This is a genomic window from Nonomuraea sp. NPDC003709 (assembly GCF_040610775.1).
Classification (GTDB): Bacteria; Actinomycetota; Actinomycetes; order Streptosporangiales; family Streptosporangiaceae; genus Nonomuraea; species Nonomuraea angiospora_A.
Map to the genome: position 1 here is coordinate 209,195 of NZ_JBEXMW010000022.1, position 26,557 is coordinate 235,751.

The following is a 26,557-nucleotide window of genomic DNA, read 5'->3' on the forward strand; positions in this document are numbered from 1 at the left end:
ACAACGCTACTCGCGGCCCGGACTCCAGCGACGGCCGCTGGTGGCGCGCCGGCGTCAGCGCGGGTCGGCGACCGGGAGGCGTACCTGGAAGGCCGCGCCCCTGCCCGGCGAGGAGCGGAGCTCCACCCGGCCCCCGTGGGCCGTGACGATGGAGCGGACGATCGCCAGTCCGAGCCCCGCACCCCCCGTCGCGCGGGCGCGGGAGGCGTCCGCGCGGTAGAAGCGGTCGAAGACGCGGGCCTCCTCCTCAGGGCTCAGCCCGGGCCCCTCGTCCTCGATGACCAGGACGGACTCTCCGCCGTCCGTCCCGACGCCGATCCGTACCGGGGTGTCGGCGGGTGTGTGGGTGATGGCGTTGCCGACGAGGTTGCTGACCACCTGCCGCAGGCGGGCCTCGTCCCCCAGCACGGGCGCGGACGCCGCCGGGCCGCCGGACGGGCCGGTGAAGGCGATTGGCCTGGACGGAGCGAGCGCGGCGAAGTCGTGGCGGGCGTCGGCGGCCAGCGTACGGAGGTCCATGGGGGTGAGGTCGAGCCCCGGCCCGTCGCTCTCGTCGAGGCTGGCGAGCAGCAGCAGGTCCTCCACCAGCCGGGCCAGGCGGCCCGACTCGCTCTCGATGCGGGCCAGCGCGGGCCCCGCCTCGGCGCCGCCCATGCGGTACAGCTCCGAGAAGCCCTTGATGCCGAACAGCGGGGTGCGCAGCTCGTGGCTGACATCCGCCACGAACCTGCGCATCCTGGCCTCCGACTCCACCTTCGCCGCGACGCCCTGCTCGATCTGGGCCAGCATCTTGTTGAGCGAGCGGGCCAGCCGGCCCACCTCGGTGGAGAGACCGGCCGGCTCGGGTACGCGCCTGGTCAGGTCGCCGTCCGCGATGGCCGCCGCCGTCTCCTCCACCCGCCGCAGCGGAGCCAGCCCGGCCCTGATGGCGACCCCGCCGACGAGCGCGAGCACGCCGAGCAGGACGGCGCCCGTGAGGAGGCAGGCCGCCCGGAGACGGTCGACCGTGGTGTGCAGCTCCGCGAGCGAGACCGCCGCCACCACCGCGGTGTGATCGGCCGGGCCGAGGCTCGCGCCGCCGGAGCCGGGGCGCGGGCTGTTCGTGCCGGCGCGGGGCAGCGCCACCGCCCGCCACTCGTCGCCGTCCGTGCCGTTCACCGTGAACGGCTGCCCGGCGCGGGCCGCCACCGCGGCGCTGTCGAGCCGGGGCAGCGCGGGCCCGGCGAGGTCACCGAGCTCGCGGAGAACGGACCCGTCCGCCGCCAGGTAGGCCACGAACCCCTTCCCCATCAGGTCGAACGGCCCGGCCGGGAGCGGGCTGCTCGCCAGCTTCACGACCAGGTCCGGCGGGATCGCGGACGCCGCCTTGCCCATCGGCTCCAACTGGGCGTCGATGCGCGTCATGAGCTGGGTCTCGAGCTGACGCAGCACCACCGAGCTGATCACCACCAGGCCGACCACCAGCAGCGCGACCGCGATGGCCAGCAGCCGGGCGGCGAGCGACAGCCGGCCGATCATCGCTTGGGCTTGCGCAGGACGTAGCCGACGCCGTGGACGGTGTGGATCAGCTTGGGTTCGCCGGCGTCGAGCTTGCGCCGCAGGTAGCTCACGTACGTGTCCACGATGCTCGTGTCGCCGGCGAAGTCGTAGCGCCACACGTGCTCCAGGATCTGGGTCTTGGGCAGCACTCGCCCGGCGTTGAGCACCAGGTGGAGCAGGAGGCGGAACTCCGTGGGCGACAGCCGTACCGGACGTCCCGCCCTGGTGACCTGGTGGCCGTCGGGATCGACCTCGAGGTCCCCGACCACCAGCGTGGAATCGTCGGGGGCCGCGCCCGTGCGGCGGAGGATGGCCCTGATGCGGGCCAGCAGCTCCTCCAGGTCGAACGGCTTGGTCACGTAGTCGTCGCCGCCCAGCCGCAGTCCGTTGATCTTGTCGGCCGTGGCGTCCCGCGCCGTGAGGAACAGCACGGGCACCGGACCGGGCCGCCCGCCGCCCCTGGGCAGGCTCCGCAGCCGGCGGATCACCTCGAACCCATCGAGATCGGGCAGCATGACATCGAGCAGGACCAGGTCCGGCGGGTCGAGCCGGGCCGACTCCAGCGCCTGCGCGCCGTTCTCCGCCGAGCTCACCGTGAAGCCGGCGAACCGCAGCGTCGCGGAGAGCAGCTCCTTGACGGTGGGCTCGTCGTCGACCACGAGCAGCCGTTCTCCCACGAGAGGCACCTCCCCGGTCCAGCGTAGTCAGGCGTCGCGATTCTTGAGCTGGACGTACGCCCCGACCAGCATGACCGCCACGAACCCGACCAGCAGCCCGAACCCCAGCGCCCCCGGCAGCTCGGATTTCCCGGAGACGGCCTGGAGGGCGGCCATGCTCGGCCAGTAGACGCCGATGAGATCGCGCAGGAAGCCGGGCGAGGCCCCGGCCATGACGGGGAGCAGGAGGAAGGCGGTGCTGACGTTCGCGGCGGGGGCCGTGCCGCGGAGCAGGACGCCCAGCGCCAGGCCGAACAGCGCGAGGAGCGTCAGCACGAGCGGCCCGAACAGCAGCAGCCGCAGCGCGACAGGATCGCCCGGCAGGACGGACGGCGCGCCGCCCGCGGACAGCGTCAGCTGGCTCGTCGTGAACATCAGCCACACCGCGGCCACGCTCACCGGCAGCGCGGTCAGCACGGTGATCCCGCACTTGGCCGCCAGCAGCCGGCCGCGACTGCTCACGGCGGCCAGGCTGGCCCGCATCGTGCCGGAGCCGTACTCGGAGGAGGCCACCAGCACGCCCAGCGCCGCCACCAGCAGCTGCACGATGAACACGCCGCGCATGCCCAGGTCCAGCGGCTGGAAGTCGAGCCGCTCCTGCGCCGTGGCCGTGGCGTACTCCTTGGCGGCCGTGCTGCTGAACAGCCACCCCAGCAGCCCCGCGACGGCGGCGGTTGCCGCCGACAGCACCATGGTGGACCTGATGCTGCTGAACTTGGTCCACTCCGCTTTCAGCACTCCCGCGTCGATCATCGCGCCACCCCGTACTCGACGCTCTCCCGGGTGAGCTCCATGAACGTCTCCTCCAGCGACGCGCGGCGGGGGGCCAGCTCGAACAGCGGCACGCCCTCGGCCGCCGCCAGCCGCCCGACGTCGGGTGCCGTCATGCCGGTGACCAGCAGCTCGTCGGCGCCGCCGGGCCGGACGTGGGCGCCGGACAGCTCCAGGCGCCGGGCGAAGGAGGCGGCGTCGGGCGTGCGTACGAACACCGCCGCCCCGCCCTCGGTGAAGTCGTCGATCTCCCCCTCCGCGATGAGCCGGCCCTTGCCGATCACCACGAGGCGGTCCGCCGTCAGCGCCATCTCGCTCATCAGGTGGCTGGACACCAGCACCGTGCGCCCTTCCGCGGCCAGCCCGCGGATGAGCGTGCGGATCCACAGGACGCCTTCGGGGTCCAGGCCGTTGACCGGCTCGTCGAGCATCAGCACCGGCGGATCCCCGAGCAGCGCCGCGGCGATGCCCAGCCGCTGCCCCATGCCCAGTGAGAACTCGCCCGCCTTCCTGCCCGCCACCGCCGTGAGCCCGACCAGGTCCAGCACCTCGGCGACGCGGAGGTCGGGGATGGCGTTCGTCTGGGCGAGGTAGAGCAGGTGTTTGTACGCGCTGCGCCTCGGGTGCACGGCCTGCGCCTCCAGCATCGAGCCGACCTCGCGCAGCGGGTGGCGGAGCTCGTGGTGGGCACGGCCGTTGATCGTGGCGGTGCCGGAGGTGGGCAGGTCGAGGCCGAGGATCATGCGCATCGTGGTGGTCTTGCCCGCGCCGTTCGGGCCGAGGAAGCCGGTGACTTGCCCCGGGCGCACCGTGAAGGTGAGATCGTCCACGGCGAGCACGTCGCCGTAACGTTTGGTCAGTCCGTCGAGCTGGATCATGGGTCCAGCGTGGGGGCGGCGGTTGGGGGAGTTCTGAGGAGTCTGTGAGTTGTCTGTGAGCCGGGGCGCCCCCACGTGGGCGTGCGCGCCGCCGCCTGCCGCCGATCCACAGAGAACTCTTAGGACGTCACGCGGGCTTCGTACGCCTGGATGTCGACACCAGCGCCGTCCCCAGCCGCCACCACTCACCCTCGGCGATCGCCGCCGGGTTCCGCATCAGGGCGGGCTCCAGGCTGGGGATCGCGAACTGGAGGAGGCCGGGGACAGCCGTGATCACGAAGACCACGGCTGTGGTGTACGGCTTGAACATGGCGTTCAGCCTCGCACGGCGGCACTGAACGGGGCAGTGGCCCATGTACGAGGCCAAATGTCAGGCCGCGACCTCGACGGTCTCACGGTCGGCCAGGGTGACCGCCGGGGTGATCGCCGACGGCTCGTTGCGGGGCAGGAGGCGGGAGGCGGCGGCGATCAGCACGCCCAGGACGACCCCGATGCCGAGCGCGGTACGCAGCGTCGTGGCGTCCGAGATGAAGCCGATCACGACGGGCCCGAGCAGCAGGCCGGCGTACCCCATGGCGCCCGCCTGGGCGATCGCCGGTCCTGGGGAGTCGGTCGCGGTGCCCGCCAGCGACAGGGTCAGCGGCGAGATCGTCGCCACGCCGAGCCCGACGAAGAACATCGCGAACACCGCCACCAGCGCCGCCGGCGCCATCAGCACCACCGCGAAGAACCCGGCCGTCGCCACTCCGGAGACGGTCAGCATGCCCCGAACGCCGAACCTGGTCCGCAGCCGGTCACCGGTGAGCCTGGCGATCAGCATGCCCAGCTCGAACACCGGGTAGCCGAGGGCGGCCAGCGCCTCGGGGGCGCCCAGCTCGTTCCGCATGTAGAGGCCGTTCCAGTCGGCGACCGTGCCCTCGACCATGAACGCGAAGAACATGATCGCGCCCAGCAGGTAGACGATCGGCGGCATGCCCCGGCGGGCCGCCGCCGCGGTCTCGGCCGCCGGGGGCTCGGGCAGGTACGTACGGCCGATCATGACCATGACGGGCAGCGAGATCAGGCCGATCAGCGCGACGTTGGCGGTGAACGGCAGCCCCACGGCGATCGCCACGCTGCCCAGCGCGCCCGCCGAGATGGCGCCCACGCACCAGCCCGCGTGCATGCCGTTCATCAGCGGCCGTCCGTACGCCTGCTCGACCGTGGAGCCCTGGGCGTTCATGGCCACGTCCACGGTGCCGAACGCCATGCCGAAGAGCGCCACGGCCACCATGAGCAACGGGAGGTTCGGGGCGAACGCCACGGCCACGAGTCCCAGCGCGGTGAGCGGCCCGCCGATCCGCAGCACCGCCCGGCTGCCCGCACGGGCCATGATCCGGCGCATGGACTGCATCGTCACCAGCGCGCCCAGGCCCCACACGAGGAGGACGGCGCCGACCGTCGACTCGGACAGGCCGAGCTTGTCGGTCAGCGCCGGGATGCGCACCGTCATGGTGCCGACCATCAGTCCGCCCAGCACAAACGTCAGAACCGCCCCGTTACGGGCACTCCTCAGGGAACGGGTCATCGTTTAACACCTCACAAGAATTCGCACTATTTCGCCATATTTAGGTCTCGGGACCCGCCCGCCCCGGGGCATCCGAGCGCCGCGCCGGGTGGCCGGGCGAGCTCGGGCCGGGGTGAGGGAGGGGTTCGGCTGGACGGTTGTGGCCCGAGGGGTTCCGCCTGCCCGCTCGTACTGAGCACCGAGCACAGTCACCGGCCGAGCACCCAGGTCGAGTGGTCTGGTCGGCGACGGGTGTCCGGGCAAGCGGCGGCCCGTGTCTGGGACGCGGTCCGGGCGCCGGCTCGATCGTGGCCTCCGCCTTGAGGGAAGGCCGCGCGCCAGTCGGGCGGCGCCGTACCGGCTGTCGTCCGAGCGGGCAGTCGGGAAGGCACAGACGGACCCGCGTCCCCACGGTGGGGGGCGGGCGGGTCAGGGGCTCAGGAAGGGGGTTTGAGCAGCGCTTTCATCCGGGTCTCGAGCGCTTGGAGATCGTCCTCCGTGTTCAGCTCCGGGTCATGGCTGGCCACGTCCCAGAGCCCTTCACACGCCAGTCGTACGATCTGCGACGCCCGCGGATCCGGCTCCTCGCCCAACCCCTCGCGATGCCAGCGGGCCATCGCCTCGCGTAGCGGCGCGAGCAGGAAGAGGTTGCCCGAGGCGCCCGTGACTACGGCCCATCGTCGCAGCCGTCCGGAGCGGACGGCGGCCAGCGTGGCGTGCAGGTAGCGCTCGGTGTAGGTCTCCCCGGGCTGTGCGACCATGAGCTGGTCGAACTCCTCGATCAGACGCTCCACCATGCCCTTGATCAGGGCTTCTTTGGTGCCGTAGTGATAGAGGAGGCCGCCCTTGCTGACGCCTGCCCGGTCCGCCACGGCGGCCAGGGTGAGTGCGGACGAGCCCTGATCGCAGAGCAGGTCCTCTGCCGCGTCCAAAAGCTCGTCCCTTCGCATGGACTCTACTGTACCGTCCGGACGGTACAGTAGCAAACGAGATACCCTGATCGGGTGACCAGACCGTCGGCCTATCTTGATCATGCGGCTACCACACCCATGCTGCCCGAGGCGATCGAGGCCATGACGGAGCAGCTCAAATGCGTCGGCAACGCCTCCTCGCTGCACGCGGCAGGCCGCCGGACGCGCAGGGTGGTCGAGGAGGCGCGCGAGACGATCGCCGACGCGCTCGGCGCCCGGCCCAGCGAGGTCGTGTTCACCTCGGGCGGCACCGAGGCCGACAACCTCGCGATCAAGGGCCTCTACTGGTCGCGCCGTCCGAGGCGGCGCGTGCTGATCAGCTCGGTCGAGCACCACGCCGCGCTCGATCCCGCCCACTGGCTGGCCGACAGCCAGGGCGCCGAGGTCGAGCTGCTCGCCGTGGACGCGTACGGCCGGGTCCACCCCGAGACGCTGCGCGAGGCCATCGAGCGCGACCCCGACGACGTGGCCATGATCAGCGTCATGTGGGCCAACAACGAGGTCGGCACGGTCCAGCCCGTCCACGTGCTGGCGGCCATCGCCCATGACCACGGCATCCCGTTCCACACCGACGCGGTCCAGGCGGTGGGGCAGTTGCCCGTGTCGTTCTCGGCCTCGGGGGTCGACGCGCTCACGCTGACCGGCCACAAGGTCGGCGGCCCGATGGGGGCCGGTGCGCTGCTGCTGGCCAGAGGGCTGACGCCGGTCTCCGTCCAGCACGGCGGAGGCCAGGAGCGCGACGTGCGCTCGGGCACGCTCGACGCGCCCGCCATCGCCGGGCTGGCCGCCGCCGTCGGCGCCGCCGTCAAGGAGCAGGAGGCTCTGGCCCGCCGCCTGACGTCGCTGCGCGACGAGCTCATCCAGCGCGTACGCCAGGCCGTCCCCGACGTGGTGCTCAACGGCGACCCCGCCGACCGGTTGCCCGGCAACGCCCACTTCTCCTTCCCCGGCTGCGAGGGAGACGCGCTGCTCATGCTGCTCGACGCCAAGGGCGTGGAGTGCTCGACGGGCTCGGCGTGTTCGGCGGGCGTGGCGCAGCCGTCCCATGTGCTGCTGGCCATGGGGGCGGAGTCGGCGGCGGCGCGGGGCTCGCTCAGGTTCACCCTGGGCCACACCTCGACCCGCGACGACGTCGACCGCCTGATCGAGGTGCTCCCCGCCGCCGTCGAACGCGCCCGCCGAGCCGGCCTCAGCTGAGACCCGGGCGGCCGGGGGCTCAGGTCAGGAAGGACACCACGGCGGACCAGGACGGATCGGCGGCCACGTCCACCCGGGGCTCGCCCTCCTCCCAGCTCACGATCAGCTCCTTCGCGTGGATCGCCGCGTCGCCGGTCGGGTCGGCGTACACGTGGATGATCCGATGCCCCTCGGCACTCATGTGCGCCGCCAGCACCGCGTCGTCACGCAGCTTGAGCAGCCGCGCGGCCAGTCGCTCCTCGAAGTCGCGCAGCGCCGTCAGCGAGTCGCCGACCGGCAGGCCGTTCTCGTCGCGGTGGGTGTACGGCAGCGTGATCGCGATGTGCTGGTCGAACAGCGGGTAGTCCACCGGCCGCAGCGGGTGGCGGGCCGTGGCGACCAGCGGCGCGCCGCTGCCGGTCTGCCCTTCGAGCAGCAGCCACTCCTCCTCGGTGTAGCCCGAGGCCACGTCGGTGACCACGGCGGGCAGGTGGGCGGCGGCCACGGAGTCGATCGGCTGGAACGTGGCCGGCGTGATCTCCCCGACCCAGCGGGCCACGTCGTCCTCGCCGAGCAGCCAGTCGAGGGCCAGCAGGGTGGCCTCCATCCTGGTGTCCTCGTCCAGCTCGCCGAAGATCGGGTGGTACGCGGACACGTCGACCCGCGGCTGGTCCCTCGGCACCCGCAGCCCCAGCATCAGCTTGTCGAGCGCGAACTCGAAGCCGCCGACGTCCAGCGTCAGCTCCATGGCCTGCGGATTGGCCTGCCGCGACGGGTGGTACTCCCACAGCATGTCGGACGGCGGCGCCGCCTTGGCCCAGCGGTGCGCGAGCGAGCGCAGCTCGGGGTCGCCGGCCGCGGTCACCACCAGGGCGTGCGCGGCCTCCTTGCCCGGAGCCACCTCCCAGACCAGGCCCGGGTGGATCGCGGCGACCGCCGGGGCCAGCCGCTCCTCAAGCCCTTCGACGTCGCCGTTCGCGACCAGGGAATCGAGCCCCGGCCTGGACTCCTGCCACCACGCCCAGAACTCGGCGATCCCGTCGCCGGTCTCTTCCTCTGCGCCCTTGCGCCCGAACAGTCGCATGGCCTGAATACTCGCAGACCCCGCCCATGGTCGCGCACTCCCGCGCGGACAGTACGCTGGAACGGTCATGGGACTGCGTGTGCTTGCCGCCATGTCGGGCGGCGTCGACTCCGCCGTGGCCGCCGCTCGGATCGCCGAGGCCGGTCACGACGTCACTGGTGTGCACCTCGCTCTGTCGGCCAACCCCCAATCCCACCGTACGGGCGCGCGGGGCTGCTGCACGATCGAGGACTCGCGCGACGCGCGACGCGCCGCCGACGTGATCGGCATCCCCTTCTACATCTGGGACATGGCCGAGCGCTTCCAACGCGACGTGGTCGAGGACTTCGTGTCCGAGTACGCCGCGGGCCGCACGCCCAACCCGTGCCTGCGGTGCAACGAGAAGATCAAGTTCTCGGCGGTGCTCGACCGGGCGCTGGCGCTGGGCTTCGACGCGGTCGCCACCGGCCACCACGCCAAGCTGGTCGACGGCGTGCTGTCCAGGAGCCCCGACCAGGGCAAGGACCAGTCGTACGTGCTCGGGGTGCTCACCCGCGAGCAGCTCAGCCACGCGATCTTCCCGCTGGGCGACTCGACCAAGGCCCAGGTGCGCGAGGAGGCCGCCAGGCGCGGCCTGACCGTCGCCGACAAGCCCGACAGCCACGACATCTGCTTCATCGCCGACGGCGACACCCGCGGCTTCCTGGCCGAGCGCCTCGGCTCGGCCGAGGGCCCCATCGTCGACCAGAGCGGTGCGGTCGTCGGCAGCCACCAGGGCGCCCACGGCTTCACGATCGGGCAGCGCAAGGGCCTGCACATCGACCGCCCGGCGGCCGACGGCCGGCCCCGCTACGTGCTGTCGATCGAGCCGGTTTCCAACACCGTCACGGTCGGCCCGCGTGCCGCGCTCGAGGTCACCTCGATCACGTGCGGGAGCCCGGTGTGGAACGGCCCGGCCACGGTCGAGGACCTGACCGTGCAGCTGCGGGCGCACGGAGAGGTGTACGGGTGCCGCTTCGCGGAGATCGGTGGCGGCGTCCGCATCGATCTCGACCGCCCGGCCACCGGGGTGGCGGCGGGCCAGGCGGCCGTGCTCTATTCCGGCGACACCGTGATCGGCTCGGCGACGATCGTCGCCGCTAGCTGAGCGTCACCGACTCGCCGACCGCCAGGCGGCGGATGTCGGCGCTCTGGTGCTCCGACTCCATCTTCAGCCAGTTGTCCACTAGGCCGAAGCCGATGTCGTTGTACAGGCCGTCATGGGTGGAGAACGCCCTCGCCGGGCGGATCTCGCGGAGATACCCGATCATGTCGCCGAGCTTCAGCCAGGGCCCGCCGGTCGGGACCAGCAGGGTGGGCACGTCCACGCCCGGGACCGTCAAGGCGTCACCCGGGTAAAAGATCTCGTCGTCCACGAGGAACCCGACATTCTGGACGACGGGTACGTCGGGATGGTTCTTGGCGTGCCACTCGCCGAAGGCCCGCACGCGGAAACCGGCCGCCTCGAACGCGTCGCCGTGCCGTACCACCTGGACCTTCTGCGGAACGTCCGTCAGATCCGCGGCGACGCCCTCGCAGGTGTAGATCTCCAGGGCGGGCGGCGCGGCCTTCAACTTGTCGACGTCCACATGGTCCCAGTGCTCGTGGGTGATCAGGACCGCGTCGGCCCCGTCGAGCACGGGTCCCTTGCTGAACGTCCCGGGGTCGATGATCAGGACCTTGCCGTTCTTCTCCACGCGTACACAGGCGTGCTCGTGTTTCGTCAGCTCCATTCCGCAGAGCCTACGCTTGTGCCCATGTCTACGTGGGAAGCCACCGGAGTCGGCTCGCATCCGGGCGAGGACCATTTCGAGGCGATCAGGGTCGTGTTCGGAGAGGTGCCCGGATTGCCGTACCTGCCTGAGCTGCCGGCCAGGGGCGTCGGCGCCGACATGATCGGCAGGACGGCCGGGCTGCTCGTCGAGCTGCCCGTCGAGGTGCAGCCCTCCGGGTGGCGGCTGACCGATCGGCCGGGGCGCGACCACCAGCGGGCCGTCGATCATCTGCGGCGGGATCTCGACGGGCTGGAGGAGGTCGGCCACGACTACTCCGGGCCGCTCAAGCTGCAGGTCTGCGGCCCGTGGACGCTGGCCGGGTCGATCGAGCTGAAACACGGCGACAAGATGCTCTCCGACCCCGGGGCCGTACGCGATCTGACCGACTCGCTGGCGCAGGGGGTCGCCGACCACTGCGCCGACGTGCGGCGGCGGCTGCCCGGGGTGACGGAGATCGTGCTGCAGCTCGACGAGCCGGGGCTGCCCGGGGTGCTGGCGGGGACCGTGCCGACGGCGTCGGGGTTCGGGCGGCTGGCGGCCGTCGAGGAGTGGCGGGTGGAGGAGTCGATGCGCTCCTTCGACGCCCCGATCGTGCACTGCTGCGCGCCGTCCGTGCCCTTCGACGTGCTGCGCAGGGCCGGGGTGCGCGGTGTGTCGGTGGACGCCGCGCTGCTGCGGCGCAGGGACGAGGACTCCCTCGGGGAGGCCGTCGAGGCGGGTCTGCGGTTCCTGCTGGGGGTCGTGCCCGGCCGGGACACCCGGCTGCCCGGCGTCGGGGTGGTCGCCAAACCGGCGCTGGAGCTGTGGCGGCGGCTCGGGTTCGCGCCCGACCGGCTGGCCGAGCAGGTCGTGCTGACCCCGGCGTGCGGGCTGGCCGGCGCGTCACCCGCGTACGCCCGCGCGGCCCTGGCGGCCTGCCGGAAGGCGGCCCAGGTGCTCAGGGAGGACCCGGAGGCCGGGTCGCAACGGGGTGAGCGCTGAAGGTCAGTGCTCAGCGGTAGCGTTTGCACAGGTTGACGTACGGGTTCGGATTCGGGTTCGGGTTCGGGAGGGGAGCAGACGGTGAGTGAGCCAGGCGCCGAGGTGGCGGGTGTGCCCGTGGCCGCGCTCAAGCGGCATGCCGAGCTGAGCGAGCTGGTCGACGACGCTCGCTGGCGCTACTACGTGCTCGACCAGCCGACGGTCAGCGACGCCCAGTTCGACGGGTGGTTCAAGGAGCTGCTCGCGCTGGAGGAGTCGCATCCGTCGCTCCAGACCCCCGACTCGCCGACGCAGAAGGTCGGCGCCCCCGTGTCGGGCGACTTCGCCAAGGTCCAGCACCTCAACCGCATGGAGAGCCTCGACAACGCCTTCAACGAAGCCGACATGGCCGCCTGGATGCAGCGGGCCGAGCGGCTGGCCGAGGGAGATCCGGGGCCCTACCTCTGCGAGCTCAAGATCGACGGGCTGGCGATCGCGCTGGTCTACCGCGACGGCAAGCTGGAGCGCGGGGCGACCCGCGGCGACGGGCGCACGGGCGACGACGTGACGGCCAACGTCCGCACGATCAAGGGCGTCCCTCACCGGCTCACGGGCCACGACGTCCCCAGCCTGGTCGAGGTGCGCGGCGAGGTCTACATCCCGGTCGAGGACTTCAAGCAGCTCAACGAGCAGCTCATTGAGCAGGGCAAGCCGCCGTTCGCCAACCCGCGTAACTCCGCGGCCGGCACGCTGCGGCAGAAGGACCCGCGCGTCACGGCCCAGCGGCCGCTGCGGATGCTCGTGCACGGCATCGGCATCTGGGAGGGCTCGGCCGTGCCGCGGGCGCAGTCCGACGTGTACGACCGGCTGCGGGAGTTCGGGCTGCCGGTCAGCGATCTCTATCAGGTGGTGCCGGGGCTCACCGAGGTCAACGAGTTCATCGAGAATTACCGCGTGCACCGGCACGATCCTCCGTACGAGATCGACGGGGTGGTCGTGAAGGTCGACGACTTCCGCACGCAGCGGGAGCTGGGCTCCACGTCGCGGGCGCCGCGGTGGGCGATGGCGTACAAATACCCGCCGGAAGAGGTCAACACCAAGCTGCTCGACATCGAGGTGGGCGTCGGCCGCACGGGGCGGGTCACGCCGTACGCGGTGATGGAGCCCGTGACGGTGTCGGGCTCGACCGTCGAGCGGGCCACGCTCCACAACGCCGCCATCGTGGTCAAGAAGGGCGTGCTCATCGGCGACACCGTGGTGCTGCGCAAGGCGGGCGACGTCATCCCCGAGATCGTCGGGCCGGTGACGGCGCTGCGCGACGGGTCGGAGCGCGAGTTCGTCATGCCGACCCACTGCCCGGAGTGCGGCACCGAGCTGGCGTACGAGAAGGAGGGCGACGCCGACCTGCGCTGCCCCAACACCCACCGCTGCCCCGCCCAGATCCGCGAGCGCATCTTCTTCGCGGGCGGGCGGCGCGCGCTCGACATCGACGGGCTCGGCTACGTCGCGGCCACCGCGCTCACCCAGCCGCTGCCGCCCCAGGAGCCCGTGGTGCGCACCGAGGCCGACCTGTTCGACCTGACGCTGGAGCAGCTGCTGCCCATCAAGTCGATCGTCCGCGACCAGAACACCGGTCTGGCCAAGATCGACCCCAAGACCGGGGAGGAGAAGGTCGTCACCTTCTTCTCCAACATCGACGGCGGGGCCAGCCAGAACGCGCTGCAGCTCATCGAGGAGCTGAAGCAGGCCAAGCAGGCGCCGCTCGCCAACGTGCTGGTCGCCCTGTCGATCCGGCACATCGGCCCACCGACCGCCCGCGCGCTGGCCGACGAGATGCGCTCGATCGACCGCATCATGAACGCCTCGGAGGAGGAGCTGGCCGCCGTCGAGGGCATCGGGCCCCGGGTGGCGGCCACGATCCGGGAGTGGTTCTCGGTGGACTGGCACCGGGAGATCATCGACCGGTGGCGGGCCGCGGGGGTGCGGATGGAGGACGAGCCCGCACCGGAGAAGGGGCCGCAGACGCTCGAGGGGCTGACGTTCGTGGTGACGGGGACGCTGGAGGGCTACACCCGCGACTCGGCGGCCGACGCGATCACCAGCCGGGGCGGGAAGGTGTCGGGGTCGGTGTCGAAGAAGACGTCGTTCCTGGTGGTGGGGGAGAACGCGGGGTCGAAGTACGACAAGGCGGTGAGCCTCGGGGTGCCGATCCTGGACGGGGCCGGGTTCGAGGTCCTGCTGAAGGACGGCCCGGAAGCGGCCGCGGCCGCGGCGGTGCCCACGGAGGCTTAGCACCTCTCGACGGCCGGGCGCTGGTGCGGCGGTGCCCGGCCGCTGCGCGGGATGCGGTGCCGGGTGAGCGGCGTGCGCTATGCGGCGCTCCGGCGAGCTGGGCGCTTGGTGGGTGGCGCGTGTGGGGATGGCACGGCAGTGCGCGGGAGCGGGTGAGGCGGCGGGGTGGCGTCGCGTCGCCGGGATGGCACGGCAGCGCGCGGGGGCGGGTGGAGCGGCAGGCGCGCCGCGTCGGCGGTGTCGCGGCTCTCGGCGAGGGCGTTCTTGGCGCCGCGTCGGCGGGGTGTGGTGCGGTGGAGTTCGGCGCTGATGTGTGGTGCCCGGCCCGCTTTGGTGTGTGGTGCCCGGCCGGGCGTGGGATGCGCGTCGGGTGGAGTTGGGGCGGGCAGTGCGGCGTCGGGGTGGGGCCGCTGTCGGTGGTGGGGGCCGAGAGGGTCGGTTGTGCGGGGAGGGTAGGCGACTTGCTACCGAGGGTGGTTTTTGGGTATATGTCGGAAAGGAGAAGTGACGGAACGTACGCGCTTGGTTTCGCGAAGTGGGGTGAAGGTCGTACCCTCCCATAGTGACCTAATGGGGGTTCTGTTACCGATGACTGACCCAACCGACACCCGCGACACCGGACCACGCGTCGGCTCGCCGCTCTGGGCGTTCCTCGCGGGCGTAACCGTGATCGGCTTCACCGCGCTCGTGGTGGCCATGCTGAGGCTGGACGCCGTCGGGCTGGTGGAGCTCGCCCGCACGCCGCTGTTCTGGGCGCTGTCGGTGCTGGTGATCCTGGGCGAGCTGAGGCCCGTGATGGTGTCGTCCGCCGCCTCTGTGGGTGGCACGTACCCCTCCACCATGTTCACCTTCGCCGTGCTCCTGCACTTCGGGCTGCCCGTCGCGGTGCTCATGCAGGCCGTCGCGGTCGCCATGAACGGGGTGGTGACGCGTAAGGCGTGGCATCGGGTCATGTTCAACATCGCGCAGTCGACGCTCGCGCTCACCGCGGCGGCCGTGGTGATGGGGGTGTTCGGGATAGCGCCGAGCCCGGCCGTGCCGTGGGTGCCGGACGGGTCGGACCTGCCGGCGATCGCGCTGGCCGGGGTCGCGTACTTCGCCACCAGGGCGGCTCTCGTGTGCGGCGCGGTCGCGTTGCACGAGCGGCGCTCGATCACGCGGGTGTTCAAGGTCACGGTCGTCCCGCAGAGCCTCGTGTACGTCGGGCTGCTCGGCCTGGCGCCCCTGGTCGTCGTGGCCATGGAGCACTCGCCCGGCATGGTGCCCCTTTTCGTCGCCCCGCTGGCCGCCGTCTACTTCACCGCCACGCTCTCGATGCGCCGTGACCATCAGGCCCTGCACGACGAGCTGACCGGCCTGCCCAACCGCAAGATGCTCATCGTCAGCACGGAGGAGGCGCTGGCCGAGGCCCGGCATGACGAGCGGGTGGGCCTGTTCCTCCTCGACCTCGACCGGTTCAAGGAGGTCAACGACACGATGGGGCATCCGGTGGGCGACCGGCTGCTGCAGACGGTGGCGCACCGGCTCACCCACTCCGTACGCCCCGGCGACGTCGTGGCGCGGCTGGGCGGTGACGAGTTCGCCGTGCTGCTGCCTTCGATCAGGGACGCCCACGCGGCCAGGGAGGTCGCGGCCCGGCTGCGGGCGGCGCTGACCGAGCCGGTCCGGCTGGAGGGCATGACCTTCGACGTGGACGGTTCCGTCGGGATCGCGCTCTATCCGGACCACGCCCCCGATTTCGAACTGCTGCTGCAACGGGCCGACGTGGCCATGTACCTGGCGAAGGAGGGGCGGACCGGGGTCGAGCTCTACCAGCCCGACAAGGACCGCAACTCTCCCGAACGCCTCAATCTCCTCGGCGACCTGCGCCGTGCCATCGACAGCCGCGAGCTGCGGCTGCACTTCCAGCCCAAGGTCAGCCTCGGCACCGGCGCCGTCCAGGGCGTCGAGGCGCTGCTGCGGTGGCGTCATCCGGTGCACGGGATGATCCCGCCGTCGGAGTTCGTGCCGCTGGCGGAGCAGTCGTACCTGATGCGGCCCCTCACGGCGTACGTCATCGAGGCGGCGCTGGAGCAGGCGGCCCGCTGGTGGCACACGGGGCTGCAGGTGCAGATCTCCGTCAACATCTCGGCCCGCGACCTGCTCGACTCGGCCCTGCCGGAGCAGCTGGAGGTCGGCCTGGCCGCCTCCGGGCTCCCGCCGGGGGCCATCCAGCTGGAGGTGACCGAGCGCATCCTGACGGGCGACCAGGCCTACACCCACGAGACCATCAAGGCGCTGGCCGCGCTGGGCGTGCCGCTGGCGCTCGACGACTTCGGCACGGGCTACTCGTCGCTGATCCGGCTCCAGCGCCTGGCGGTGTCCGAGGTCAAGATCGACGCCTCGTTCGTACGCCGGATCGCCGAGTCGGAGGACGACTACCGGATCGTCCGCTCGATCGTGGACCTGGTCCGCTCGCTCGGCCTGCGCTCGGTCGCCGAGGGCGTGGAGTCGGACGAGGTCGCGATGCGGCTGGACGAGATGGGGTGCGACATGGGGCAGGGGTGGCTGTTCGGGCGGCCCATGGCCGCCGCCGACGCCACGGTCTGGCTCAGGGAGCACACCGGCGCTGGGCCCGGGATCGAGTACGGCTACCAGCCCGAGGTCAGCCGATCGGCCTGACCCGGCGGGCGCTTCCGCAGGACGCGCCGGAGCAGGTAGGCGGGCAGGAGCAGGGTGGCGAGCGAGAGGGCCGACAGCAGCATCACGCCGGGCCAGTCGTAGGAGCCCGGACGGAACACCTTGACGTCGTGGCCCGCGTCCAGGGCGGGCACGCGGTCGCCCTCGGACAGGTCGAGGGGCTCGTACCCGTAGATCCAGGCATCCTGGCGGATCCGTACGGGGGACTCGAAAACGCCCTCCCAGCGGCAGGGGCCGCGGCCCGAGCAGTCCAGGTCGGTCGCCGTGAAGGTGCCCATCGTGCCCTCGCCGTGCGCGGCGCGGTACTCCAGCCGGGCGGCGGACACGGTGGCGGCCGCCAGCAGCACTCCGGCGACGAGCACCAGAGGCATCGTCAGCACGATGAGCACCACCAGGCATCCCGCGCCGCAGCCGTTCCGCTCCACAGCCGACCCCCTGTCCCCAAGCGGATAACGAGCGGGAGCAGGGTGAGGTTCGTTTCGGGGCGGTTAATCGGTTCGGGGCTGCCACGTCAAGCCCCCTAGGATGGCATTGTCCAAAGACTCCATCCACGAAACGGGTTACACGACTCATGTCCGCCATAACCCGCGACGAGGTCGCACACCTGGCCCGGTTGTCCAGGCTGGCGCTCACCGACGACGAACTCGACCACTACGCCACCCAGCTCGATGCCATCATCGAAGCGGTTGCGAAGGTCGCCGAGGTCGCCGCCGAGGACGTGCCGCCATCGTCGCACGCGCTTCCGCTGACCAATGTCTTCCGTGCCGACGAGGTACGACAGTGCCTGACGCCCGAGCAGGCGCTCTCCGGCGCGCCCGCCGTCGAGGACGACCGCTTCCGGGTGCCGCGCATCCTCGGGGAGGAGGCATGAGTCTTATCCGTAAGACTGCCGCCGAGCTGGGATCGATGATCGCCGGCGGCGAGGTGTCGGCCGTCGAGGTGGCCGAGGCGCACCTCGACCGCATGGCCGAGGTCGAGCCCAAGGTCCAGGCGTTCCTCCACATCGATCGCGAGACGACGCTGGAGCAGGCGCGGGCCGTCGACGCCAGGCTGAGGGCGGGCGAGAAGCTCGGCCCGCTGGCCGGCGTGCCGATCGCGCACAAGGACATCTTCGCCACGCGCGACATGCCGACCACGGCCGCGTCCAAGATCCTCGAGGGCTGGCGCCCGCCGTACGACGCGACCGTCACCGCGCGGCTGCGCGAGGCGGGGCTGGTCTTCCTGGGCAAGACCAACCTGGACGAGTTCGCCATGGGCTCCTCCACGGAAAACTCGGCATACCAGGTCACCCACAACCCGTGGGACCTGACGAAGGTGCCGGGCGGCTCGTCGGGCGGCTCCAGCGCCGCCGTGGCCGCGTACGAGGCGCCGCTGTCCACGGGCACCGACACGGGCGGCTCCATCCGGCAGCCGGCCTCGGTGACCGGCATCGTGGGCATGAAGCCCACTTATGGTGGCTCGTCCCGTTACGGGATCATCGCGTTCGCCAGCTCGCTCGACACGCCGGGCCCGTTCGCCCGCAACGTGCTCGACGCGGCGCTGCTGCACGAGGCGTTCTCCGGGCACGACCCGATGGACTCCACCTCGATCGACGCGCCCGTGCCGAGCGTGGTCGAGGCCGCGAAGAACCCCGACATCGCCGGCATGCGGATCGGCGTCGTCAAGGAGTTCGCCGGTGAGGGCTACCAGGCCGGCGTGCTGGCCCGCTACCACGAGACCGTGCAGCTCCTGGAGTCGCTCGGGGCCAAGGTCGTCGAGGTCTCCTGCCCGTCGTTCACGACCGCGCTGCCCGCCTACTACCTGATCGCGCCGTCGGAGTGCTCTTCCAACCTGGCGCGCTTCGACGCCATGCGCTACGGCCTGCGCGTCGGCGACGACGGCACCCGCAGCGCCGAGGAGGTCATGGCGCTGACCAGGGCCGCCGGGTTCGGCGCCGAGGTCAAGCGGCGCATCATGCTCGGCACGTACGCGCTGTCGAGCGGCTACTACGACGCCTACTACGGCCAGGCGCAGAAGGTGCGCACGGTCATCTCCCGCGAGTTCGAGGCCGCCTACCAGCAGGTCGACGTGCTGGTGTCGCCGACCACGCCGACCACGGCGTTCGGGATCGGCGAGCGCGCCGACGACCCGATCGCGATGTACCTCGCCGACCTGTGCACCATCCCGTCCAACCTGGCGGGCAACGCGGCCATGTCGGTGCCGGTCGGCCTGGCCGACGAGGACAACCTGCCGGTCGGCCTGCAGATCATGGCGCCGGTCCTGGCCGACGACCGCTGCTACCGCGTCGGTGCCGCCGTCGAGAAGGCCCTGGAGAGCCGCTGGGGCGGCCCGCTGCTGAAGGAGGCCCCGTCGCTATGACCATGGTCTATGACGAAGCGCTCGACCGGTTCGAGCCGGTGCTGGGCCTGGAGACGCACGTCGAGCTGGGCACCAGGTCGAAGATGTTCTGCGGCTGCAAGACCGCCTTCGGCGCCCCGCCCAACACGCAGGTCTGCCCGACCTGCCTGGCGCTCCCCGGGTCGCTGCCGGTGGCCAACGCCGCGGCCATCGAGTCGACCATCCGCATCGGCCTGGCGCTGAACTGCTCGATCGCCGAGTGGTGCCGCTTCGCCCGGAAGAATTACTTCTATCCGGACATGCCGAAGAACTACCAGATCTCGCAGTACGACGAGCCGCTCTGCTTCGACGGCTACCTCGACGTCGAGATCGACGGCAGGACCGTGCGGATCGAGATCGAGCGGGTGCACCTGGAGGAGGACACCGGCAAGTCCACCCACGTGGGCGGCGCGACCGGGCGCATCCAGGGGGCCGACTACTCGATCGTCGACTACAACCGCGCAGGCATCCCGCTGGTCGAGATCGTGACCAAGCCCATCCCGGGCACCGACCGGCTCGCGCCCGAGGTGGCCAAGGCGTACGTCACCGAGCTGCGCGAGATCATGCGCTCCCTCGGCGTCTCCGACGTGCGTATGGAGGAGGGCTCGCTGCGGTGCGACGTCAACGTGTCGCTCATGCCGCGCGGCTCCTCCGAGTGGGGCACCCGTACGGAGACCAAGAACGTCAACTCGCTGCGCAGCGTCGAGCGGTCCGTGCGGAGCGAGATCGAGCGCCAGGCGGCCGTACTGGCCGACGGCGGGAAGATCATTCAGGAGACCCGGCACTTCCACGAGGACACCGGCACCACCACGTCCGGCAGGTCCAAGGAGGAGGCGCAGGACTACCGCTACTTCCCCGAGCCCGACCTGGTGCCGATCGCGCCCGACACCGCCTGGGTGGCGGAGCTGAAGGCGGCCCTGCCCGAGCTGCCGTCGGTCAGGCGCAAGCGGCTGCAGGCCGAGTGGGGGCTGTCCGACCTCGACATGCAGGCCATGCACAACGCCGACGCGTTCGACCTGGTCGAGGCCACGGTCGCGGCGGGCGCCCCGGCGGCGGACGCGCGCAAGTGGTGGATGGGCGAGCTGGCCAGGCGCGCCAACGAGACCGGCGCCGCGCTGGCCGACCTGCCCATCACCCCGGCGCAGGTCGCCAGGGTGACCGAGCTGGTGGCCTCCGGCGCGCTCAACGACAAGCTGGCGCGCGAGGTGCTCGAAGGCGTGCTGGCCGGTGAGGGCACTCCGGACGAGGTGGTCGAGAAGCGCGGCCTGCAGATCGTCAGCGACGAGGGCGAGCTGCTGGCCATCATCGACCAGGTGTTGGCCGCCAACGCCGACGCGGCCGAGAAGGTCAGGTCCGGCAAGATCGCCGCGGCCGGCGCCCTGGTGGGCGGCGTCATGAAGGCGAGCAGGGGCAAGGCCGACGCGGCCCGCGCCCGCCAGCTGATCCTGGAGAAGCTGGGCGTCTCCGAATAACGCCGGCAAACGATGAGGGCCTCGCCGTTCCGACGGCGGGGCCCTCAGCTTTGGCGCGGGGTCCTAGGCCCAATTGCCGGGGCCGGCTAGGACCGGCGCTGGAGGCGCCGGGAGGCGGGGCTCCGTAGCGTTCGGGGCATGAAGAGAAAAGCGTTGACGGCGGGCCTGGTGGCGATGGTGTCGCTGGTGGCCTTCGAGTACATGGCGGTCGCGATCGCCATGCCGGTCGTGGCCAAGGAGCTCGGCGGGCTGGAGCTCTACGGTCTGGCGTTCAGCGGGGCGATGGCGGCCAGCGTGGTGGGCACCGTGCTCGGCGGCCGGTGGGCGGACGTACGCGGCCCCCTGGCGCCCCTGTGGACCGGTGTGGCGGGGTTTGTCGGCGGTCTGACGGTGGTGGGGCTGGCGCCGAGCATGGAGGTGCTGATCGCGGGCCGGTTCCTGCAGGGGTTCGGCGGCGCGCTGGTCAGCGTGGCGCTCTATGTCGTGGTGGCCCGGGTCTATCCCGAGGAGCTGCATCCGCGGATCTTCTCCCTCTTCGCGACCGCGTGGGTGGTGCCCTCGATGGCGGGGCCGGCGATCGTGGGAGTGGTGACCGAGACGCTCGGGTGGCGCTGGGTGTTCCTGTTGGTGCCGATGCTGACCGTGGCGGGCGGCCTGGTGCTGCTGCGCGGGCTGGCGGGTCAGCCTTTGGCCGGTGGGCAGAGCGAGTCCGAGCCCGGCCTGCTGGGGAAGATCGGCTGGGCGGTCGTGACGGCCGTGGGCGCCGGGCTCATGCAGTACGGCAGCGACGGGCGGCTCGTGCTGCTGGTCGCGGGCCTGGCGGTGCTGTTCGTGGCGCTGCCCAGGCTGCTTCCCGCCGGTACGCTGCGCGCCGCCCGCGGGCTGCCGTCCGTGGTCGGGCTGCGCGGCCTGGCCTCCGGCGCGTTCTTCGCGGCCGAGGTGATCGTGCCGCTCATGCTGATCCAGGCGCGCGGCCTGTCGACGCTGGCCGCCGGCCTCGTGCTCATGGGAGGCTCTCTGACCTGGTCGTTCGCCTCGTGGCTGCAGGGCCGCGAGACCTTCAGCCAGGTGACGAACCTGCGGCTGGGCTCGGCCATGCTGGCGCTGGGCATCCTGCTCATGGGCACGGTGACGTTCACCGCGGTGCCGGTGGCGCTGGCCTACCCGGCGTGGATCATCACCGGCTTCGGGATCGGCCTGCTCTACCCGACGCTGTCGGTGCTGACGCTGGAGCTGTCGGCGCCCGGCGAGCAGGGCAGGAACAGCTCGGCGCTGCAGGTGGGCGAGTCGGTGTTCTCGGTGGTGGCGGTGGCCGTCACCAGTGCGCTGTTCACGGCGGCCCACTCGGGATACTGGACGGTGTACGCGGCCACGCTGGTCATGGCGCTGGCCGGGCTGGCGATCGCGCCCCGGTCTTTCGGGCGCCGGGCCACGAGCGGTTCCGCCGATCCGGTGGCACCGGCGGAACCAGCTCGTGAGCCCGTCAATCGACCGGCGTGACCGCACGCCGCCGGGCCGACAGCGTCCTGAACACCGGCGTGAGCAACGCCAGGGCGGCCAGGACCAGCAGCACCACGGCGACCGGGCTGCGCACGAGGACCGTCACGTCGCCGGCCCCGATCGCCAGGGCCCGGCGGAGCTGGATCTCCGCCATCGGGCCCAGGATCATGCCGATCACCGCGGGGGCGACCGGCAGACCGAAGCGGCGCATGGCGTAGCCCAGGAGACCCAGGACGTACAGGACCACGAGGTCCACGACGGTGCCGTTCAGGGCGTAGACGCCGAGGGCGGCGAACAGGACGATCCCGGCGTACAGGTACGGGCGGGGGATCCGTAGGACGCGGGCCCACAGGGGAGCGAGGGGCAGGTTCAGCACCAGCAGCATCGTGTTGCCGATGAACAGCGACGCGATCATGCCCCACACCAGCGCCGGGTTGTGGTCGAACAGCTGCGGCCCGGGCTGGAGCCCGTACTGCTGGAAGGCGGCCAGCAGGATCGCGGCCGTCGCCGACGTGGGCAGGCCCAGCGTGAGCAGCGGGACCAGGGTGCCCGCCGCGGAGGCGTTGTTGGCCGCCTCGGGCCCGGCCACACCCTCGATGGCCCCCTTGCCGAACTCCTCGCGGGCCTGGCCGCGCGCCAGCCGCTTCTCGGCCGCGTACGACAGGAAGGTGGGGATCTCCGCCCCGCCGCCGGGCAGCGCGCCGAACGGGAAGCCCAGCGCCGTGCCGCGCAGCCACGGGAACCAGGAGCGCCGCCAGTCCGCGCGCCCCATCCACGCCCGTCCGACGGGCACCACCTCGGGCGTGTCGTGGCGCAGCCGCGAGGCCACGTAGAGGGCCTCGCCGAGCGCGAAGAGCCCCACCGCGACGATCACGACGTCGATGCCGTCGAGCAACTGCGGGATGCCCATGGTGAGCCGGGCCTGGCCGGTCTGCTGGTCGATGCCGACGAGCCCGATCACCAGCCCGAGGCCCAGGGAGGCCAGGCCGCGCACGACCGAGCGGGACAGCACGGACGACACGGCGGTGAAGGCCAGGATCGCCAGCGCGAAGTAGTCCTCGGGGCCGAACGAGATCGCGAAGCTCACCACGGCGGGCGCGGCCACGACCAGCAGTGCCGTGGCGATCGTCCCGGCCACGAACGAGCCGATGGCCGCCGTGGCCAGCGCCTGCGCCGCCCGGCCGCGCCGGGCCATCTTGTTGCCCTCCAGCGCCGTGATCATCGACGAGGACTCGCCGGGCGTGTTGAGCAGGATGGAGGTGGTCGAACCGCCGTACATGCCGCCGTAGTAGATGCCCGCGAACATGATGAACGCGCTGGCCGGCGGCACCGTGAACGTGATCGGCAGGAGCAGCGCCACGGTCATCGCGGGCCCGATGCCGGGCAGCACGCCGACCAGGGTGCCGAGCGTGACGCCGACGAGCGCGTACAGGAGGTTGACGGGGGTGAGCGCGGCGGCGAAGCCGTCGAGCAGAAGCTGGAGCGACTCCACCTAGATCACCCCCGCCAGCAGCCCGCCCGGCAGCGACACGCCGAGGCCCTTGACGAACAGCAGGTACGTGGCGAGCCCCACGACCACCGAGATCACGGCCGTGCGCACCTTGTGCTCGGCCCCGAGCGCCAGCGACAGCCCGAAGAACAGCAGGCTCGCGCCGATGATCCAGCCGAGCACGTTGAGGAGCGCCGTGAACGCCAGGAAGATCCCGCTGACCAGCCCGACGCTGCGCCAGTCCGTGGGCGCCTCCACGTCCACGTCCTCGCTCTCCTCAGGGTCGCCGTGGCCGCCGCGGATGACGTCGGCCACGTAGAACAGGCCGATGAGCACCATGGCGCCGCCCACCAGCATGGGGAAGAAACGGGGCCCGATGCCGAGCTGGGAGGCCGCCGCGGAGACGTCCAGCGTCCCGATCACGACGAGCACGCCCAGGCCCAGCACCACGACCGCCAGCCCGAGCTCGGGCCGCCACCAGCGAGCCATCAGGAAACGAGCCCCATCTCGGCGATGATGCCCTTGACCCGGGTCTGCTCGGAGCTCAGGAAGTCGGTGAACTGCTGCCCGGTCTGGAACGAGTCGATCCAGCCGTTCTTGCTCACCGCGTCCTTCCACGGCTGCGAGTCGTGCATCTTGGTGACCAGGTCGGTCAGCGCCTTCTTGTCGGCGTCGGACAGGCCGCCGGGGGCGACGAAGCCGCGCCAGTTGGCCAGCGAGACGTCCAGGCCGCCCTCCTTCAGCGTGGGCGCGTCCAGGCCGGGGATCCGCTCGGCGGAGGTCACGCCGAGGGCGCGCAGCTTGCCGGACTTCACGTGCTCCGCGAACTCGGCCACGCCCGAGATGCCCGCGCTGACCTTGTTGCCGAGCAGCTCGTTGAGCGCCTCGCCGCCGCCGGAGTGGGCGATGTAGTTGACCTGCTTGGGGTCCACGCCCGCGGCCTTGGCCATCAGGCCCGCCACGATGTGGTCGGTGCCGCCGGCGGACCCGCCCGAGATCGACACCTTCTTCGGGTCGGCCTTCCAGGCCGCCACCATGTCGGCGAGCGACTTGTACGGGGACTCGGCCGGGACGACGACGATCTCGTACTCCTCGGTCAGCTTGGCGATCGGGGTGGTCTCGGCCAGGGTGACCTTGGACTTGTTCTGCTCGATGGCGCCGACCATGACCAGGCCCATGGTCATCAGCAGGTTGCCGTTGCCCTTCTCGCCCGCGAGCTGCGCCAGGCCGATCGTGCCGCCCGCGCCGGGCACGTTGTACACCTCGACCTTGCGCTTGGAGTCGGCGGCCTTGATCGCCTGCTCCGCGATGCGGGAGGTCTGGTCCCAGCCGCCGCCGGGGGAGGCCGGAGCCATGATCCGCAAGGAGCCGCTGGCGGACGTGCCGGTGCCTGACTCGCCGCAGCCGGTCAGCGCGGCGAGGGAGAATGCCGCGAGGGCGGCGAATACGCGCAAGCGCATGATCACTCCAGGGGGTGTTTCACGGTTGTAAAACTGGGATCGTGAAGCCCCCGCTCGCCCACGTCGAGGCTTTGCACGCTTGCCGTCATAGTGGTCGTATTGGTCGCAACCTGGCCGTGACCTGCGTTTGTTTCCATGTGCAACGTGCGTGCTGTTTGGCCGAGCTCCGCTCGGCGGACTGCGATGGGTGTCCTCGCTTCGCTGCGGATCCATCGCAGAGTCCGTGACGCCTCCCTCGGCACCCAGCTGTTCGTGCTCCAGATGGTGATCGTGATCCTCGCCGTCGGGGGCACCGCAGGGGTGTGGGCCGAGCACACGCGCGATCAGCTCGACTCGCTGCACCAGCAGCGGGCGCTGGCCATCGCGCAGTCCGTGGCAGGGCTCCCACAGGTCAGGGAAGCGTTCAAACTGAAGAATCCGGAGACGGTCCTGCAGCCGCTGGCCATGAGCGTGCAGCACGAGACCGGCGCCGACTATGTCGTGATCGCCAACGCCGAGCAGAAGCGCTACGCCCATCCCAACACCCTGCTGATCGGCAAGCAGCTGTCCACCGACGGCACCACCGTGCTCAAGACCGGCAGGAGCTGGGTCGGCACCGAGACCGGCACGATCGGCACCACGGTCAGGGGCAAGGCCCCCATCCGCGACGAATACGGCAGCGTGATCGGCCTGGTCTCGGTCGGCGTGCTGGAGACCACGGTCGTCGGCCAGCTCGGCGCCGCGCTCCCGCCGCTGGTCTGGACGGCGCTGGCCGTGCTGCTGGCGGGGCTCACGCTGGCCGCGGTGATCACCGCGCGGGTGCGCAGGCAGACGTTCGGGCTGGAGCCGCGCGAGATCGCCGCGCTGCTGGAGCAGCGCGAGGGGGTGCTGCACGGCGTCAAGGAGGGCGTGCTCGCGCTCGACCTCAACGGCCGCGTCACGCTGGTCAACGACGCCGCCCGCGAGCTCCTGGGCAACGTCGGCGAGGACCTGACGCAGATGCCCGTCTCCGAGCGCATGCGCGACGTGCTCGGGGGCGCCGACCCCGGCGAGGACCGCGTCGTGCTGCACGGCGAGCGCGTGCTGGTGCTCAACCGCACCCCGGTCTCGGTACGCGGCCAGCACCGCGGCTGGGTCGTCACCCTGCGGGACCGCACCGAGCTGACCCGGCTGGCCCGCGAGCTCCACGACACCAGCAGCGCGACGGACGCGCTGCGGGCGCAGGCGCACGAGTTCGCCAACCGCATGCACACCATCGTCGGCCTGCTGGAGCTGGGCGAGCACGATGCGGCCATCAACTTCATCACCCGCAGCACCGGCGGCGCCTACGTCACCGACCTGCGCGAACGCGTCCAGGACCCCACCCTGGCCGCCCTGCTGCTGGCCAAGTCCGCCGAGGCGGCCGAGCGGGGCGCCCGGCTCGTGCTGTCGGACGACTCCGCCGTGCCCGAGGGCCTGCTCGGCGACCCGCAGGACGCGGTCCTCGTGGTCGGCAACCTGGTCGCCAACGCCATCGACGCGCTCGACGGCGCCGAGGGCACGATCGAGGTGTCGGTGCAGGCCGACGCCGGCGGGCTGCGCGTACGGGTGGGCGACTCCGGGCCGGGCATCGCGCCCGACCTGGTGGAAGAGGTGTTCAGGGAGGGGTTCACCACCAAGGCCGCCCAGTCGGGGCCGCGCGGGCTCGGGCTGGCGCTGACCCGGCAGGCGTGTCTGCGCCGGGGCGGCTGGGTACGTGTACGGAACTCGGGCGGCGCGGTCTTCACGGCCCTGCTCCCGGCGAAGGCCCGCACGTGATCCCGGTGCCGGGACCCGCGGCGGAGGTGCGCGTGCCGGGACCCGCGGCGAAGGTGCGCGTGCCCGGGCGCCTGGCGGA

23 protein-coding genes are annotated in these 26,557 nt (G+C 71.7%); 10 read left to right on the forward strand and 13 right to left on the reverse strand.

Features of this window, described 5'->3' with window-relative positions; translation table 11 throughout:
- Positions 1 to 54 precede the first annotated feature (54 nt).
- The 7 genes from ABZX61_RS48570 to ABZX61_RS48600 form a co-directional block, all read right to left on the reverse strand.
- Positions 55 to 1,518 carry a HAMP domain-containing sensor histidine kinase gene (locus tag ABZX61_RS48570; RefSeq protein ID WP_355205451.1) on the reverse strand — a complete coding sequence of 488 codons (1,464 nt, stop codon included), beginning with the start codon at positions 1,516 to 1,518 and terminating at the stop codon, positions 55 to 57.
- Entirely contained in the window at positions 1,515 to 2,216 is a 702-nt protein-coding gene (locus ABZX61_RS48575; protein ID WP_355205454.1) for a response regulator transcription factor, read from the reverse strand. The genes ABZX61_RS48570 and ABZX61_RS48575 overlap by 4 nt, the downstream gene beginning before the upstream one ends.
- A gap of 27 nt (positions 2,217 to 2,243) precedes the next feature.
- Positions 2,244 to 3,008: a hypothetical protein gene (locus ABZX61_RS48580; RefSeq protein ID WP_355205457.1), complete on the reverse strand. Its 765-nt coding sequence runs from the start codon at positions 3,006 to 3,008 to the stop codon at positions 2,244 to 2,246.
- Positions 3,005 to 3,904, reverse strand: a complete 900-nt coding sequence (locus ABZX61_RS48585; RefSeq protein ID WP_350729563.1) for an ABC transporter ATP-binding protein — start codon at positions 3,902 to 3,904, stop codon at positions 3,005 to 3,007. Before ABZX61_RS48585 ends, ABZX61_RS48580 begins: the two co-directional genes overlap by 4 nt.
- Positions 3,905 to 4,031: 127 nt before the next feature.
- The gene (locus tag ABZX61_RS48590) at positions 4,032 to 4,214 is read right to left on the reverse strand and encodes a hypothetical protein (RefSeq protein ID WP_355205460.1); all 183 of its coding nucleotides are present in this window, start codon (positions 4,212 to 4,214) and stop codon (positions 4,032 to 4,034) included.
- Between the two features lie 60 nt (positions 4,215 to 4,274).
- Positions 4,275 to 5,471, reverse strand: coding sequence for an MFS transporter (locus ABZX61_RS48595; RefSeq protein ID WP_355205463.1), 1,197 nt, complete (start codon positions 5,469 to 5,471; stop codon positions 4,275 to 4,277).
- Positions 5,472 to 5,887: 416 nt separating this feature from the next.
- Positions 5,888 to 6,400 (reverse strand): TetR/AcrR family transcriptional regulator, encoded by a 513-nt coding sequence (locus ABZX61_RS48600; protein WP_355205466.1) that lies wholly within the window; start codon positions 6,398 to 6,400, stop codon positions 5,888 to 5,890.
- Between the two features lie 54 nt (positions 6,401 to 6,454).
- On the opposite strand from ABZX61_RS48600, the gene ABZX61_RS48605 reads away from it, so the two are divergent.
- A complete protein-coding gene (locus ABZX61_RS48605) occupies positions 6,455 to 7,618 on the forward strand; it encodes a cysteine desulfurase family protein (protein ID WP_355205468.1) in 1,164 nt (387 codons plus the stop codon).
- Between the two features lie 19 nt (positions 7,619 to 7,637).
- Here the strand turns inward: ABZX61_RS48605 and ABZX61_RS48610 are convergent, their stop codons facing one another.
- The gene (locus ABZX61_RS48610; protein WP_355205471.1) at positions 7,638 to 8,681 is read right to left on the reverse strand and encodes a DUF695 domain-containing protein; all 1,044 of its coding nucleotides are present in this window, start codon (positions 8,679 to 8,681) and stop codon (positions 7,638 to 7,640) included.
- A gap of 67 nt (positions 8,682 to 8,748) precedes the next feature.
- On the opposite strand from ABZX61_RS48610, the gene mnmA reads away from it, so the two are divergent.
- On the forward strand, positions 8,749 to 9,807 hold the full coding sequence (gene mnmA, locus ABZX61_RS48615; RefSeq protein WP_355205474.1) for a tRNA 2-thiouridine(34) synthase MnmA: 1,059 nt from the start codon (positions 8,749 to 8,751) through the stop codon (positions 9,805 to 9,807).
- Here the strand turns inward: mnmA and ABZX61_RS48620 are convergent.
- The gene (locus ABZX61_RS48620; RefSeq protein WP_355205476.1) at positions 9,800 to 10,432 is read right to left on the reverse strand and encodes an MBL fold metallo-hydrolase; all 633 of its coding nucleotides are present in this window, start codon (positions 10,430 to 10,432) and stop codon (positions 9,800 to 9,802) included. The two genes, mnmA and ABZX61_RS48620, sit on opposite strands and share 8 nt — an antisense overlap.
- Before the next feature lie 24 nt (positions 10,433 to 10,456).
- Between ABZX61_RS48620 and ABZX61_RS48625 the strand changes: the two genes are divergently transcribed.
- From ABZX61_RS48625 to ABZX61_RS48635, 3 genes are all read left to right on the forward strand, one after another.
- Positions 10,457 to 11,455, forward strand: a complete 999-nt coding sequence (locus tag ABZX61_RS48625; RefSeq protein ID WP_355205479.1) for a methionine synthase — start codon at positions 10,457 to 10,459, stop codon at positions 11,453 to 11,455.
- A gap of 81 nt (positions 11,456 to 11,536) precedes the next feature.
- A complete protein-coding gene (gene ligA / locus ABZX61_RS48630) occupies positions 11,537 to 13,726 on the forward strand; it encodes an NAD-dependent DNA ligase LigA (protein ID WP_355205482.1) in 2,190 nt (729 codons plus the stop codon).
- Between the two features lie 588 nt (positions 13,727 to 14,314).
- Positions 14,315 to 16,387, forward strand: coding sequence for an EAL domain-containing protein (locus ABZX61_RS48635; RefSeq protein WP_355205485.1), 2,073 nt, complete (start codon positions 14,315 to 14,317; stop codon positions 16,385 to 16,387).
- Here the strand turns inward: ABZX61_RS48635 and ABZX61_RS48640 are convergent.
- Positions 16,357 to 16,830 carry a hypothetical protein gene (locus ABZX61_RS48640; RefSeq protein WP_355205488.1) on the reverse strand — a complete coding sequence of 158 codons (474 nt, stop codon included), beginning with the start codon at positions 16,828 to 16,830 and terminating at the stop codon, positions 16,357 to 16,359. The two genes, ABZX61_RS48635 and ABZX61_RS48640, sit on opposite strands and share 31 nt — an antisense overlap.
- Before the next feature lie 146 nt (positions 16,831 to 16,976).
- Between ABZX61_RS48640 and gatC the strand changes: the two genes are divergently transcribed.
- From gatC to ABZX61_RS48660, 4 genes are all read left to right on the forward strand, one after another.
- The gene (gatC, locus tag ABZX61_RS48645; RefSeq protein ID WP_185068184.1) at positions 16,977 to 17,276 is read left to right on the forward strand and encodes an Asp-tRNA(Asn)/Glu-tRNA(Gln) amidotransferase subunit GatC; all 300 of its coding nucleotides are present in this window, start codon (positions 16,977 to 16,979) and stop codon (positions 17,274 to 17,276) included.
- Positions 17,273 to 18,763: an Asp-tRNA(Asn)/Glu-tRNA(Gln) amidotransferase subunit GatA gene (gene gatA, locus ABZX61_RS48650; protein ID WP_355205491.1), complete on the forward strand. Its 1,491-nt coding sequence runs from the start codon at positions 17,273 to 17,275 to the stop codon at positions 18,761 to 18,763. Before gatC ends, gatA begins: the two co-directional genes overlap by 4 nt.
- A 2-nt stretch (positions 18,764 to 18,765) precedes the next feature.
- Entirely contained in the window at positions 18,766 to 20,253 is a 1,488-nt protein-coding gene (gene gatB / locus ABZX61_RS48655; RefSeq protein ID WP_355205535.1) for an Asp-tRNA(Asn)/Glu-tRNA(Gln) amidotransferase subunit GatB, read from the forward strand.
- Between the two features lie 138 nt (positions 20,254 to 20,391).
- A complete protein-coding gene (locus ABZX61_RS48660) occupies positions 20,392 to 21,753 on the forward strand; it encodes an MFS transporter (RefSeq protein WP_355205494.1) in 1,362 nt (453 codons plus the stop codon).
- Here ABZX61_RS48660 and ABZX61_RS48665 read toward each other — a convergent pair.
- The 3 genes from ABZX61_RS48665 to ABZX61_RS48675 are packed head-to-tail and all read right to left on the reverse strand — an operon-like array spanning position 21,737 to position 24,702.
- Complete coding sequence (locus ABZX61_RS48665) at positions 21,737 to 23,245, reverse strand: tripartite tricarboxylate transporter permease (protein WP_350729585.1); 1,509 nt, start codon at positions 23,243 to 23,245, stop codon at positions 21,737 to 21,739. The two genes, ABZX61_RS48660 and ABZX61_RS48665, sit on opposite strands and share 17 nt — an antisense overlap.
- Positions 23,246 to 23,731, reverse strand: coding sequence for a tripartite tricarboxylate transporter TctB family protein (locus tag ABZX61_RS48670; protein ID WP_355205496.1), 486 nt, complete (start codon positions 23,729 to 23,731; stop codon positions 23,246 to 23,248). It lies immediately after the preceding gene.
- A complete protein-coding gene (locus tag ABZX61_RS48675) occupies positions 23,731 to 24,702 on the reverse strand; it encodes a tripartite tricarboxylate transporter substrate binding protein (RefSeq protein ID WP_350729589.1) in 972 nt (323 codons plus the stop codon). The genes ABZX61_RS48670 and ABZX61_RS48675 overlap by 1 nt, the downstream gene beginning before the upstream one ends.
- A 183-nt stretch (positions 24,703 to 24,885) precedes the next feature.
- On the opposite strand from ABZX61_RS48675, the gene ABZX61_RS48680 reads away from it, so the two are divergent.
- The gene (locus ABZX61_RS48680) at positions 24,886 to 26,478 is read left to right on the forward strand and encodes a sensor histidine kinase (RefSeq protein ID WP_355205498.1); all 1,593 of its coding nucleotides are present in this window, start codon (positions 24,886 to 24,888) and stop codon (positions 26,476 to 26,478) included.
- Positions 26,479 to 26,557: the final 79 nt, after the last annotated feature.